General features: G+C 60.0%; 16 protein-coding genes and 1 pseudogene. 2 read left to right on the top strand and 15 right to left on the bottom strand.

Features of this window, described 5'->3' with window-relative positions; genetic code table 11:
• Position 1 precedes the first annotated feature (1 nt).
• The 12 genes and pseudogenes from rpsS to rpsL all read right to left on the bottom strand — a co-directional run bounded on the left by rpsS (position 2) and on the right by rpsL (position 8,119).
• On the bottom strand, positions 2 to 280 hold the full coding sequence (rpsS, locus tag GC127_RS12490) for a 30S ribosomal protein S19 (protein ID WP_008281873.1): 279 nt from the start codon (positions 278 to 280) through the stop codon (positions 2 to 4).
• Between the two features lie 3 nt (positions 281 to 283).
• Positions 284 to 1,126 carry a 50S ribosomal protein L2 gene (rplB, locus tag GC127_RS12485; RefSeq protein ID WP_008281872.1) on the bottom strand — a complete coding sequence of 281 codons (843 nt, stop codon included), beginning with the start codon at positions 1,124 to 1,126 and terminating at the stop codon, positions 284 to 286.
• Positions 1,127 to 1,396: 270 nt separating this feature from the next.
• Positions 1,397 to 2,155: a cyclopropane-fatty-acyl-phospholipid synthase family protein gene (locus GC127_RS12480; protein WP_151978393.1), complete on the bottom strand. Its 759-nt coding sequence runs from the start codon at positions 2,153 to 2,155 to the stop codon at positions 1,397 to 1,399.
• A gap of 190 nt (positions 2,156 to 2,345) precedes the next feature.
• A complete protein-coding gene (locus GC127_RS12475) occupies positions 2,346 to 2,642 on the bottom strand; it encodes a 50S ribosomal protein L23 (protein WP_008281870.1) in 297 nt (98 codons plus the stop codon).
• Positions 2,639 to 3,256, bottom strand: coding sequence for a 50S ribosomal protein L4 (rplD, locus tag GC127_RS12470; protein WP_008281869.1), 618 nt, complete (start codon positions 3,254 to 3,256; stop codon positions 2,639 to 2,641). Before rplD ends, GC127_RS12475 begins: the two co-directional genes overlap by 4 nt.
• Positions 3,253 to 4,095, bottom strand: a complete 843-nt coding sequence (rplC, locus tag GC127_RS12465; protein WP_008281868.1) for a 50S ribosomal protein L3 — start codon at positions 4,093 to 4,095, stop codon at positions 3,253 to 3,255. Before rplC ends, rplD begins: the two co-directional genes overlap by 4 nt.
• A 12-nt stretch (positions 4,096 to 4,107) precedes the next feature.
• Positions 4,108 to 4,416 carry a 30S ribosomal protein S10 gene (rpsJ, locus tag GC127_RS12460; protein WP_008281867.1) on the bottom strand — a complete coding sequence of 103 codons (309 nt, stop codon included), beginning with the start codon at positions 4,414 to 4,416 and terminating at the stop codon, positions 4,108 to 4,110.
• An 82-nt stretch (positions 4,417 to 4,498) separates the two neighbouring features.
• Positions 4,499 to 4,579: a hypothetical protein gene (locus GC127_RS23130; RefSeq protein ID WP_081620098.1), complete on the bottom strand. Its 81-nt coding sequence runs from the start codon at positions 4,577 to 4,579 to the stop codon at positions 4,499 to 4,501.
• Between the two features lie 46 nt (positions 4,580 to 4,625).
• Positions 4,626 to 5,036 (bottom strand): annotated as a pseudogene (locus GC127_RS12450) (GTP-binding protein); the annotation flags it as partial.
• Positions 5,037 to 5,120: 84 nt separating this feature from the next.
• Entirely contained in the window at positions 5,121 to 7,244 is a 2,124-nt protein-coding gene (fusA, locus tag GC127_RS12445; protein ID WP_008281865.1) for an elongation factor G, read from the bottom strand.
• Positions 7,245 to 7,264: 20 nt separating this feature from the next.
• Entirely contained in the window at positions 7,265 to 7,735 is a 471-nt protein-coding gene (gene rpsG, locus GC127_RS12440) for a 30S ribosomal protein S7 (RefSeq protein WP_008281864.1), read from the bottom strand.
• Between the two features lie 12 nt (positions 7,736 to 7,747).
• A complete protein-coding gene (gene rpsL / locus GC127_RS12435) occupies positions 7,748 to 8,119 on the bottom strand; it encodes a 30S ribosomal protein S12 (protein WP_008281863.1) in 372 nt (123 codons plus the stop codon).
• 329 nt (positions 8,120 to 8,448) lie between these two features.
• On the opposite strand from rpsL, the gene GC127_RS12430 reads away from it, so the two are divergent.
• Together GC127_RS12430 and GC127_RS12425 are read left to right on the top strand one after the other, a co-directional pair.
• Positions 8,449 to 9,267, top strand: coding sequence for a putative rhamnosyl transferase (locus GC127_RS12430; protein ID WP_254700099.1), 819 nt, complete (start codon positions 8,449 to 8,451; stop codon positions 9,265 to 9,267).
• 15 nt (positions 9,268 to 9,282) lie between these two features.
• Positions 9,283 to 10,101 carry a glycosyltransferase gene (locus tag GC127_RS12425; protein ID WP_081507822.1) on the top strand — a complete coding sequence of 273 codons (819 nt, stop codon included), beginning with the start codon at positions 9,283 to 9,285 and terminating at the stop codon, positions 10,099 to 10,101.
• Here the strand turns inward: GC127_RS12425 and GC127_RS12420 are convergent.
• The 3 genes from GC127_RS12420 to GC127_RS12410 all read right to left on the bottom strand — a co-directional run bounded on the left by GC127_RS12420 (position 10,040) and on the right by GC127_RS12410 (position 13,140).
• The gene (locus GC127_RS12420; RefSeq protein WP_008281859.1) at positions 10,040 to 10,960 is read right to left on the bottom strand and encodes a DMT family transporter; all 921 of its coding nucleotides are present in this window, start codon (positions 10,958 to 10,960) and stop codon (positions 10,040 to 10,042) included. The two genes, GC127_RS12425 and GC127_RS12420, sit on opposite strands and share 62 nt — an antisense overlap.
• Positions 10,961 to 11,027: 67 nt before the next feature.
• Positions 11,028 to 11,807, bottom strand: a complete 780-nt coding sequence (locus tag GC127_RS12415) for a 3'(2'),5'-bisphosphate nucleotidase CysQ (RefSeq protein ID WP_151978389.1) — start codon at positions 11,805 to 11,807, stop codon at positions 11,028 to 11,030.
• Entirely contained in the window at positions 11,794 to 13,140 is a 1,347-nt protein-coding gene (locus tag GC127_RS12410; RefSeq protein ID WP_151978387.1) for a TldD/PmbA family protein, read from the bottom strand. The genes GC127_RS12415 and GC127_RS12410 overlap by 14 nt, the downstream gene beginning before the upstream one ends.
• Positions 13,141 to 13,181 lie beyond the last annotated feature (41 nt).

Genomic DNA, 13,181 nt, shown 5'->3' with positions numbered 1-13,181 from the left:
CTTACTTCCGCTTCGCTTTTTTGTCTGCGGCATGACCGTAATAGGTCCGGGTCGGTGAATATTCACCGAACTTCTGACCGATCATGTCTTCGCTGACGTTGACAGGGATATGCTTGTGGCCGTTGTAGACGCCAAACGTGAGACCCACGAATTGCGGCAGGATCGTCGAACGACGCGACCAGATCTTGATAACTTCATTACGCCCCGACTCGCGCGCTGCCTCGGCCTTTTTCAAGACATAGGCATCGACAAAGGGGCCTTTCCATACAGAACGTGCCATGTGTTAGCGGCCCTTCTTCTTGGCGTGACGCGAGCGCACGATGAGATCCTGCGACGCCTTGTTCTTGTTGCGGGTGCGCGCGCCTTTGGTGGGCTTGCCCCAAGGCGTAACCGGGTGACGACCACCCGAGGTCCGACCCTCACCACCACCATGGGGGTGGTCGATCGGGTTCATAACCACACCACGCACAGACGGGCGGATGCCCTTGTGGCGCATACGGCCCGCTTTGCCGTAATTCTGGTTCGAGTTATCGGGGTTGCTGACGGCCCCAACAGTGGCCATGCATTCCTGGCGCACCAGACGCAGCTCGCCCGAGCTCAGACGGATCTGAGCATAGCCACCGTCGCGGCCCACGAATTGTGCATAGGTGCCAGCGGCGCGTGCAATCTGCCCGCCCTTGCCGGCCTTAAGCTCGATGTTGTGAATGATCGTGCCGATGGGCATGCCTGAGAACGGCATTGCATTGCCCGGCTTGATGTCGGCCTTGGCCGACGCGATGACCTTGTCACCAATCGCCAGACGCTGCGGTGCAAGGATATAGGCTTGCTCGCCATCTTCATATTTGATCAGCGCGATAAATGCGGTCCGGTTCGGGTCATATTCGATCCGTTCCACGGTTGCCGAGATATCAAATTTCGTCCGCTTGAAATCGACGATACGATAGAGGCGTTTAGCCCCGCCGCCTTTGCGACGCATCGTGATCCGTCCGGTATTGTTCCGGCCGCCATTCTTGGTCAAACCCTCAGTGAGAGATTTGACCGGACGTCCTTTCCACAGCTCCGAACGGTCGATCAGCACCAGCCCACGCTGGCCCGGCGTCGTCGGCTTATACGACTTGAGTGCCATGCTTTCTGTCTTCCGTTTGCTTACGGCAGGTAAACCCGCCTATGTTATAGCCCCCCGAGGGTGGCCAAGGTATGAGGCCCCGTAGGTCCCCGGTTAGAGTTGCCCTTGCGAACAACAGCGAAGCCCCGGACGAATCCGGGGCCTTGCGGATGGGGTCTGATAAGGGAGGCCACATGCGCGGTCAAGGGGTTTGCCCAAGATTTACAGGCGGAAACCACCAGTGATCAAAGGCCCAGACCGATCATCACCTCGTCCAGTGCCTCTGGCATTTTACGCATCAGCCTTGTGCAGCATCACACGGCGTGTTTTCGGGGGCGAGTCGAGATCTGTCAGGGTGCCGAACGTCTCCAGCTTTTCGGCCTGCACCTTCGCCGTGCTCCGGCGCAGATCGAATATCGCAGCCCCACCGGGACGCAAAACCTTGTCGAGAAATGGCAGATACATATCCACAGGATAGTGGAACCCGCAGGAGAGAAAGCTGACAACCAGATCGACGGGCTTGGCCGTCTCAGCGGGCTTTGTCATTGGATTGAGCGTTTCAATTCTGTCAGCCTTGATCCCGTTCGCCTTGAGCAACCCTTTGGCGCGGCTCAGCGAGGAATAGGCGGCACCTTCGGTGTTGAACCCGAAATGACGATGCGTGTTCTCCTCTAAGTCGATCAAGAGCACCTTGCACCCCAGATCCTGCGCCGCAAAGAGATCGAAAAACCCATAGCCACAGCCAATATCCGCGATCCGCTTGGGATTGAGATCCTGTAGGAGGCTCTTGATTAACTTGTATTCGGCGTGAATGACGCCTGCCGCACGACGCGCTATCGTGTCTCCCATCTCATCCACCACGGCTTGGATCGGGGCATCGTCGCCCTCCTGCCAGGCTTTGATGATCCGCCCCGATTTGGGCCGGTCAAACATCACCTCAGAACGCTGCAAGATCAGGTTCACATAATCGCCGCGATCAAAGCAGGTAAGGTCAAGTGACGCGATCCGATCCTCCATTGCCTCGGCGGCAATGTCTATTTCAAGCTGCATGTCGATCCTACTCTCTGCAACGCCGCCAACTTGCAGATAAATGCCAGTATTCCAGAGGAAAGTCGCCCCTTTTCGACAAGCGAAAAGCGATCACAAGGGTCATACAAGACCGTGAAAAGCGAAACCCCGGCCACCTCTCGGCAGCCGGGGTTCACGCTTAATTCGTAGCGTGGGTGTTACCCCATCACGATCAGAGACCGGTGGTCACGTCGATCGTGTTGCCTTCGGCAAGCGTCACATAGGCTTTCTTGACGTCATTCCGACGGCCAAGCTGACCCCGGAAGCGCTTTTGCTTGCCCTTGGTGATCGTGGTGTTCACAGCCGTCACCTTAACTCCAAAGAGCGCCTCAACGGCCTCCTTGATGGCAGGCTTGTTGGCGTCCATGTGGACTTCGAACACCACAGCCCCATTTTCCGAGACCATAGTGGCCTTTTCGGTGATGATCGGCTTGCGGATCACATCGTAATGTTCAGGTTTCGCGCTCATTTCAGACGAGCCTCCAGTGCTTCGACACCCGCTTTGGTGATCACGAGCGTGTCACGCTTGAGGATGTCATAGACGTTTGCGCCCATCGACGGCAGCACATCGAGACCCTCGATATTGGCTGCGGCACGGGCGAATTCTGCATTCACCTGTGCGCCGTCGATCACCAGCACGCGCTTCCAGCCGAGGTTCTTGACCTGCTTGGCCAATTCCCCCGTCTTGCCGTTCGAAGATGCCTCGTCAAGGATGACAAGCGCGCCTGCCTTGGCCTTGGCCGAGAGAGCGTGCTTGAGACCAAGCGCGCGAACCTTCTTGGGAAGGTCATGGGCGTGGCTACGCGGGGTCGGACCCTTGTAGATACCACCATGGCGGAAGATCGGCGCGTTCTTGTCACCGTGGCGTGCGCCGCCGGTGCCCTTTTGGCGATAGATCTTCTTGGTGGAATAGCTGGTTTCCGACCGGGTCTTGACCTTGTGCGTGCCGGCCTGCGCCTTGTTGCGCTGCCAACGAACGACGCGGTGCAGGATGTCTGCGCGCGGCTCCAGGCCGAAGATGTCTTCGCCCAGATCGACCGAGCCGGCCGTCCCGCCGTCCAGTTTGATCACGTCGAGTTTCATTCTTCGCCTTCCTTCTTCTCAGCCTGAATGCTGGCCTCAGCCTCTTTCAGTGCAGCCTCCTCAGCGGCGGCGGCCTCTTCGGCCAGACGCTTGGCTTCAGCTTCTGCTTCCGCCGCAGCAGCAGCGGCCGCAGCCTCAGCAGCTTTGGCAGCCTCTTCAGCAGCAGAGCGCAGAGCAGCGGGCAGAATGGCGTTCTCGGGGAACGGCTTTTTCACCGCATCCTTGATCGTCACCCAACCACCTTTGGACCCCGGAACAGCGCCCTTGATCATGATAAGGCCACGGTCGGCGTCGGTCTTGACGACCTGAAGGTTCTGCGTGGTGACACGCACAGCCCCCATATGCCCGGCCATTTTCTTGCCCTTGAACACCTTGCCCGGGTCCTGACACTGACCCGTCGAGCCGTGCGAACGGTGGCTGATCGACACACCGTGGCTGGCCCGCAGACCGCCAAAGTTGTGACGCTTCATCGCACCGGCAAAGCCTTTACCGATCGAGGTGCCCGAGACATCCACAAACTGACCTTCAAAGTAATGGTCAGCAGTGATTTCCTCGCCCACATTGATCAGGGCCTCAGGCGCTACGCGGAATTCCGCGATCTTGCGCTTGGGTTCAACCTTGGCTGCGGCGAAGTGGCCACGCATGGCCTGCGTCGTCCGCTTGGCCTTGGCGGTTCCAGCACCGAGTTGCACGGCCGTGTAGCCGTCTTTCTCAGGGGTGCGCTGTGCCACCACCTGAAGTTTGTCCAATTGAAGAACGGTCACAGGAACCTGTTTGCCGTCTTCGAGGAAAAGCCGGGTCATGCCGACTTTTTTCGCGATCACACCAGAGCGCAACATCTCTTGCTCTCCTTAAACCGAAATCTGCACGTCCACGCCAGCGGCGAGGTCGAGCTTCATCAGCGCGTCCACCGTCTGCGGCGTGGGATCGACGATGTCCAAGAGACGCTTATGCGTCCGGATCTCGAACTGGTCGCGGGATTTCTTGTTCACGTGCGGACTACGCAGAACCGTGAATTTCTCGATCTTGTTCGGCAGCGGGATCGGCCCACGCACCTGGGCACCGGTCCGTTTGGCGGTATTGACGATTTCCTGCGTGCTGGCATCCAGCACACGGTAATCAAACGCCTTGAGCCGAATGCGAATATTTTGGCTTTGCATTTGTCTTAGCCTTTCGCGGCATTGGAGTTGATAGGAGGAAGGCCGGACCATCCGGCCTCCCTCGTCGAACCCTTAAAGGTTGTTACTCGATGATCTTCGACACGACGCCGGCGCCGACGGTGCGGCCGCCTTCGCGGATGGCGAAGCGCAGGCCGTCTTCCATGGCGATGGGCGCGATCAGCTCAACCGTGAACTTCAGGTTGTCGCCCATCCACCTGATCGACCTTGTTCATGTAGACGACCATGAAGGGGATGCCCACCTGACGACCAAGCAGGATGTGCTCGCGCGTCTGCGGCATCGGGCCGTCAGCCGCGTTCACAACCAGGATCGCGCCATCCATCTGGGCGGCACCGGTGATCATGTTCTTCACATAGTCGGCGTGGCCGGGGCAGTCGACATGCGCATAGTGACGCGCCTCGGTCTCATATTCCACATGCGCGGTCGAGATCGTGATCCCGCGCGCCTTCTCTTCAGGCGCCCCGTCAATCTGGTCATAGGCCCGGAACTCGCCGAAATACTTGGTGATCGCCGCCGTCAACGTCGTCTTGCCATGGTCAACGTGACCAATCGTGCCGATGTTCACATGCGGCTTGTTACGTGCAAACTTTTCCTTTGCCATTGTTCTGGCTCCTTCTTGGTTCGAATGCGGTGCGCGATGGCGCACCCTACAGGGGTGGTAGGGTGGGCAAATTGCCCACCGCCGTTATGCGTATTTCTTCTGGATCTCTTCAGAGATGTTGTGCGGAACCGGCTCATAATGCGAGAATTGCATGGTGAACTGGGCGCGTCCCGAAGACATCGAGCGCAGCGTGTTGATATAGCCGAACATATTGGCCAGCGGCACGTTTGCATTGATCGCAATCGCGTTGCCGCGCTGCTCCTGACCCGAAACCTGCCCACGCCGCGACGTAAGATCGCCGATGACGTTGCCGGTATATTCCTCGGGCGTCACGACTTCGACCTTCATAACCGGCTCGAGCAGCTTGGCACCGGCCTTCTTGAGACCTTCGCGCATGCCCATCCGGCCAGCAATCTCGAACGCCATGACCGAAGAGTCCACGTCGTGATACTTGCCGTCGATCAGCGCGACCTTGAAGTCGATCACCGGAAAGCCAGCGAGCGGGCCGCTGTCCATCACCGAACGGATACCCTTTTCGACACCCGGGATATATTCCTTGGGCACGGCACCGCCAACGATCTTGCTTTCAAAGCTGAAGCCTTCGCCCGGTTCTGTCGGCGTGATGACCAGCTTGACCTCGGCGAACTGACCCGAACCACCCGACTGTTTCTTGTGGGTGTAGGTATGCTCGACCATATGGCTGATGGTCTCACGGTAAGCCACTTGCGGCGCACCGATATTGGCCTCAACCTTGAACTCGCGACGCAGACGGTCAACCAGAATGTCGAGATGCAGTTCGCCCATGCCCTTCATGATCGTCTGACCGGATTCAATATCGGTCTCGACGCGGAAAGAGGGGTCTTCTGCCGCCAGACGGGCCAGACCCGCCGACATTTTCTCCTGGTCGCCTTTGGTCTTGGGTTCAACCGCGATCTCGATAACCGGATCGGGGAAGGTCATGGTTTCCAGAACAACCGGCTTGGTCGGATCGCAGAGCGTGTCACCCGTGGTGGTCTCTTTCAGACCGGCCAGAGCGATAATGTCGCCTGCAAACGCCTCTTCGATCTCTTCGCGGTTGATGGCATGCATCATCATCATCCGGCCAACGCGCTCTTTCTTGCCCTTGGTCGAATTGAGCATCGCGTCACCTTTTTTCATTTGACCCGAGTAAATCCGGGTAAAGGTCAGCGATCCCACGAACGGGTCGTTCATGATCTTGAACGCGAGTGCCGAGAACGGCTCTGCATCATCAGCATGGCGCGCGATGTTACGGGTCTCGGTCTCGTCATCCGGGCTAAAGCCCATGTACGGAGGAACGTCGAGCGGCGACGGCAAGAAGTCGATCACGGCATTCAGAAGCGGCTGCACGCCCTTGTTCTTGAAGGCAGAGCCAACCAGAACGGGAACAAAGCTGAGAGACAGCGTGCCCTTGCGGATCAGCGAACGCAGAGTTGCCTCATCGGGCTCTTTGCCTTCGAGATACCCTTCCATCGCGTCGTCGTCCATTTCGACGGCGACTTCAATCAGGTTGGCACGCCATTCGTCGGCCATATCCTTGAGGTCGTCACGGATCGGCTGGCGAACCCAGGACGCGCCCAGATCTTCGCCCTTCCAGACCCATTCTTCCATCTTGATCAGGTCGATGATGCCTTCGAGTTGATCTTCGGCACCGATCGGCAGAGCCACAGGCGCGGGGATAGCCCCGGTGCGGTCCTTGATCATCTTGACGCAGTTGAAGAAGTCAGCGCCGATCTTGTCCATCTTGTTGACGAACACGAGACGCGGCACCTTGTAGCGGTCAGCCTGACGCCACACGGTTTCGGTCTGCGGCTCGACACCGGCGTTCCCGTCCAAAAGACAGATCGCGCCATCGAGAACCGCCAGCGAACGCTCGACTTCAATGGTAAAGTCGACGTGGCCGGGGGTGTCGATGATGTTGAAGCGGTACTTGGTATCCGACGCACCCTCTGCGCCCGGATCTTCCTGACGCTGCCAGAAGGTCGTGGTCGCGGCCGAAGTAATGGTGATACCGCGTTCCTGCTCCTGCTCCATCCAGTCCATCGTTGCGGCGCCGTCGTGGACTTCGCCGATTTTGTGGGACTTGCCGGTGTAGAACAGAATGCGCTCGGTGGTCGTGGTCTTGCCCGCATCGATGTGGGCCATGATCCCGAAATTCCGGTAACGCTGGAGGGGATAGTCGCGTGCCATGATTCAAATGCCTCTGAGGTTTACCAGCGGTAGTGGCTGAACGCTTTGTTTGCGTCTGCCATCTTGTGGGTGTCTTCGCGCTTTTTCACGGCCGAACCGCGGCTCTGGACTGCATCAAGCAGTTCGCCTGCCAGACGCTCTTCCATCGTGTTCTCGTTGCGCGAGCGCGACGCGTTGATCAGCCAGCGGATCGCCAGTGCTTCACGACGCTCGGGGCGAACTTCGACGGGCACCTGATAGGTGGCACCACCGACGCGGCGCGAGCGCACTTCGACCGACGGTTTGATGTTGTCGAGCGCTTCGTGGAACACTTCCACGGGGGCGCGCTTGATCTTGCCTTCGACGCGCTCGAGCGCGTTGTAGACGATCGTTTCGGCGACGGATTTCTTACCGTCGATCATCAGGTTGTTCATGAACTTGGTCAGAACCCGATCACCATACTTGGCATCGGGAAGGACTTCGCGTTTTTCTGCGGCGTGACGACGAGACATCTGTGATTCCTCTTACTTCGGACGCTTCGCGCCATATTTCGAACGGCGCTGCTTACGATCCTTGACGCCTTGCGTATCGAGAACGCCGCGCAGGATGTGGTAACGCACACCGGGAAGGTCTTTTACACGGCCGCCACGGATCAGAACCACAGAGTGCTCCTGAAGGTTGTGGCTCTCGCCGGGAATATAGCTGATGACCTCAAAGCCGTTGGTCAGGCGCACCTTGGCAACCTTACGCATGGCCGAGTTCGGCTTCTTCGGCGTCGTCGTATAGACGCGCGTACAGACGCCACGCTTTTGCGGGCAGCCCTGAAGATGCTGTGACTTGGTGGTTCTGACTTTCGGCTGCCGCGGCTTGCGGATCAGCTGTTGGATCGTTGGCATTCCGGTTATTTCCCCGTCTCTCAACACATGTGTCTGCACAAGGACCAGCCCCATGCGGTTAATCAAAAGCGAATCACGCGTCCGCAATACGCAAAGACCGCAATCGCACCCTATCAATCGGGTCCGACGCGGTGGGTTTCCAGAGGATCGGGGCGCATTCGCCCGGATCTTGACCACTACAGTTCTGATACAGGCGACGGGGCGACCCCCTCAGCCATGGATGGGGCGCGTATAGGGGGAGTCGCGGGGGTTGTCAACAGGTCCGGACTTGCGTTCACAGCAGGCCAATGCCACAGTCGATAGCGGCAGTCTAAAGCATGCAGGGCAGGATGGAAAATGCAAATTCGCAGGTGATCGGCCTGTGCCGGTTTTCCTATCCAGCCCTTGGCGGATTTCAGGTCGAACATACTGAAACCGCCGAGCGTGAGGCCTATCTTTACGCCCCCGAACGGATGCAGGAACGCTTTCGCCTGTTTGAGCAATTCACCCTGCCGCCCCTGCGCGCACAGAGCGATCCGGAATTCACCCTACTGGTGGTCATCGGCCCCAATATGCCGCGCCAGGACCACGCCCGCCTGATGGACAATCTCAGCGGCCTGCCACAGGCGCGCGTCATCATCCGTGCCCCGGGGCGCCACCGCGACGTGATGCGCGAGGTCATCAACGAGGCCCTTATCGACAGCGATTTGCCATCGCTGCAATTCCGCATGGATGATGACGATGCGGTCTCGGTGCATTTTGTCGAACGGCTGCGCAAACTGGCCACCAACGCACGTGGGCTTTTGCGCAGCAATCGCCACGTCGCGATTGATTTCGTCAATGGATTTGTCGCAACACCCACGCCCGATGGAATTCTGGCCTCGGCCACGTTTCAGCACATGTGGACACCGGCCCTTGCCCTTTCGGTGCGCACCGGTGTGCGTCATACGATCATGAACTATTCCCACGCCCGTCTCTGGCAGAATGTGCCCACGCTTTCTTGGCCAGAGGAACCGATGTTCGTGCGCGGGCATAACGGCTATAACGACTCGCGCCAGAAAGAGGGGGTCAGAATGCCCAAACTGTCGCTGTTGGATGCCGAGGGCGAAGCACTCTTTCGCGCACAGTTTCATATTGATGCGGACAACGTCCGCGCCAGCTTTCGCTAGAGGTCAGGACAGGGCATGCGCGTGATCGGAATCTGCCGGTTTTCCTATCCCGCCTTGGGCGGGTTCAAACGCATGCATGACACTGTCAAAGAGCGCGAGGCATATCTCTATGCCCCCGCCCGGATGGAGCTGCGCTTTCGCCATTTCGAATGCCTCACCCTGCCCTCGATTGCCGCCCAACAGAACCCCGATTTCACCTTCCTGGTGATGATCGGGCAGAACATGCCGAAACCCTACCTGGACCGGCTGCATGACCTGACCGCCCCGGTGCCCCAGATCAAAATCATCCAGAGCGAGCCGATGAAACATCGCCTTGCCATGCAGCTGGCGATCAAGGAAGAACTGGGCGAGGATACAGACCTTTCCATGCAATTCCGCCTGGATGATGACGACGCGGTCGGCCTCAGCTTTGTGCGCAGCCTGCGCTGGTTCGAGAAACACACCCGCACCATGCGCAAGAGCTGGCGGCATTTGGCCATTGACTATAACCGGGGCTATTCGGTCACCCTCTCAGACCGCGGGATCATCGCCGAAGAGCTTCAGGCGCCCTTTTGGGCCTGTGGCCTTGCGGTATTGTTTCGCCCCGGTGATCCGCTGACCGTTATGAACTTCGGCCATCACAAGCTGCATTTTGATATGCCCACACTGATCCAGCCCGGCCCGCATATGTATTTGCGGGCCAAACATAGCGACAACGACTCGCATGCCAAATACCAGACCGGCCCGATGCATCCGATCGACGCACGCGAGGCGGCGTTCTTCAAGTCTCAGTTCAACGTGGACGAGGACCAAGTGAAAGCTGTCTTTTCAAATCCGCCTTGGCCCGTCGGCTGATCTGCGCCTCGCGGTAGAGGGTGAAAAGACCACTCGCCACCACGATTCCGGCCCCGACCAAGGTCAAGGTCTGCGGCCAGTCTCCAAAGGCCAGCCAGCCGAGGATCAGCGCCCAGATCAGGCTGGTATAGCGGAACGGGGCCACAAAACTGATCTCGCCCACGCGCATCACCATGATCGAAAACAGATAGCCGCCAATGATCATCACCGCGGCACCGCAAATCAAAAGAGCGGCCCGACCATCCAACGCCACCCATTCTCCGGTCAGGCTTCCCAGACCGAAAAAGGCCATGATGAAGAACGAATTGAACAGCGTCACCAGCATAGAGGGCACATCACGCGATAGCCGCCGCGTTGCCAGATCGCGCAGCGTGACAAAGGCCACCGCCGCCAATCCATAAACCGAATAGATGTTGAACCCTTCGGTTCCCGGCCGCACGATCAGCATGACGCCGATGAACCCCGCCATGATCGCGGCCATCCGCCGCCAACCCACCGGCTCGCGGAAAAAGAGCGCGGCAGCCAGCGTCAGCGTCAGCGGCAGGGCCTGCATGATCGCGCTGATATTGGCCAACGGCATGTGATAGAGCGCTGTGACAAAGAAATAGGCCGATCCGATCTCGCCCACCATGCGCCAGAACACCGGCCCCCAGTCCTCGCGCGGCAAATGCCGCTTGAGCGCGCCCATCTTCCAGGCAATCAACGCGACCAGGATCGTCGTCACCAATCCGCGCAGGAACATCACCTGAAACAGCGGCACCTGCCCGGCCAACGCCTTGATCATGGCGTCGTTCAGCGTAAACGCCGCCATAGAACCCATCATCAAGAGGGCGCCGGTCAGATTGTCGGAGCGGGGCATGATGTGCCTGTTTTTTGATCCTGTCGCCTGCGCATTAGACGTGGATCGCCGCTGGGTGCAAGGGGCATCACCCCGCCAATGCGGCGTGCAAAGCTCCGTGCAGCACCGGGTTCGCGGCCAAAACACCATCCACCATCGGCACCGGATTGTTGAACCGCAGCGGTGCGGCGCGGCGGTCGGAGGTCATCGCGCCTGCCTCGCGCAAAATCAGATCGCCCGCCGCGATATCCCATTCCCAGGACGGGCGCAGCGTCATCATCGCATCATAGCGCCCTTCCGCCACAAGACTGAGGCGATAGGCCAAAGACGGGCGAAAGGCGCGCGCCACCTCGGGCACGTGGCCGCCCCGCCAATGCTCGGGCGCATAATTCGGCTTGGAGGCCAGGATGGACGCCCCCACCAGATCGGCCCGGCCCGTGGCCCGGATCGGCAGACCATTCAACGTGGCCCCCTCACCCGCAGCCGCGGCATAGAGTTTGTCGCGCATCGGCAAATAGATCGCGGCGGCCACCACCACACCGCCCTGCGCCACAGCGAGCGAATGCGCCCAATTGTGATTGCCTTCAATGAAACTGCGCGTGCCGTCGATGGGATCGACAATGAACACCCGATCCGCCGCCAATCGTGCGGTCGTATCCTCGCTCTCTTCCGACAACCAACCATAGCCCGGCCGTGCGCTGCGCAATTGCTTCGCCAGCATCGCATTGACCGCGAGATCCGCCGCCGTCACCGGGCCTGCCCCCCCGGCCTTGTCCTGCACCTCTAATGGCCCACCGACATAGGCGGTCGCAATCCGGCCCGCTTCACGCGCAGCCTCGATCAAGAGTGCGAGGTCATTCCCCGGCAAGCGTCAGCCCCTCGATCAACAGCGATGGCACAACCCGCCCCAAATGCGTGCGCGCGTCATTGGCCGGAATCAGGCGGCGCAACATCTCTGGCAGACTGCCCGCGATCGTGCATTCATTGACCGAATAGGCAATCTCGCCATTCTCAACCCAAAACCCCGCCGCCCCCCGCGAATAATCGCCGGTGTTGGGATTGATCGTCGAGCCGATCATCGACGTGACCAACAGGCCCGTTCCCATCTCGCGGATCAGATCATCGCGGCTCTGCGCGCCCTGCGTGAGCGCGATATTCCACGTCCCCGGCGAGGGCGCAGAGGATGTGCCGCGCGTGGCATTGGCGGTGCTCTGCATCCCCAGCTTGCGCGCATTGGCCAGATCAAGCGTCCAGCCCATCAGCATGCCGTCCTGCACAATCGCCCGCTTGGCGGTCGGCAACCCCTCGGCATCAAACGGGCGCGACCCGCTCACGCGCGGACGGTGCGGGTCTTCCATCACCGAGAGCGCCTTGGGCAGCACCTGCTCGCCCAACCGCCCCCGCAGCCAAGACGACCCCCGCGCCACCGACGCGCCATTCGCCGCAGCCAAGAGATGCCCGATCAACGTGCCAGAAATGCGCTCGTCAAACAGCACCGGATAGGCCCCGGTGCGCGGACGGCGCGCGCCCAGACGCTCCACCGCACGCAGACCAGCCCTTTGCCCGATCTCCGCCGCATCCCGTAAATCGCTGGCGAAAATCCGGCTATCGCCATCATAATCGCGCTCCATACCGGTGCCTGTCCCTGCTATCGCCACGCAAGACAGGCCGGTATCGCTGCGGGCATAGCCACCCGAAAACCCGTTGCTTGCCGCAATATGCACCGCGCGGTGGCTGTAACCTGCCGTCGCGGATTGCACCTGCGTCACACCATCAACCGCCAAGGCCGCCGCCTCAGCCTCCTGTGCCATCCGCGCCAAGGCATCGGGCGCAGGCTCGGGTGCCGGATCACACAGTTCCAGCGCCGCCACATCCCAATCTTTCGCCAGCTGCCCCGCATCGGCCAGCCCGGCATAGGGATCAACCGGGGCTTCCCGTGCCATCGCCACCGCCCGTTCGGCCAAGGCCGCAATCGTCATGGCCCCGGTATCCGAGGCTGAAACCGTCGCCTGCCGGCCCCCGATCAAGACCCGCAAACCGATGTCCACGCCCTCGGCCCGCTCTGCCTGCTCCAGCGTGCCACCGCGCATGTCGATTGTGATCGACTGCCCGCGCAGGGCTATCGCATCCGCAGACTCTGCCCCCGCCTTCAGCGCCGCATCAATCAGCGCGTGGGTCAATTCATCGAGCGCTTTCGCCATGGACATCTCCTTGTTGCCGCCCTGAGGTAGACCGCCGCCCC

It is taken from the genome of Roseovarius sp. EC-HK134 (assembly GCF_902498815.1).
Lineage (GTDB): Bacteria > Pseudomonadota > Alphaproteobacteria > Rhodobacterales > Rhodobacteraceae > Roseovarius > Roseovarius mucosus_A.
This window is presented reverse-complemented; position numbering and strand designations above follow the sequence as displayed.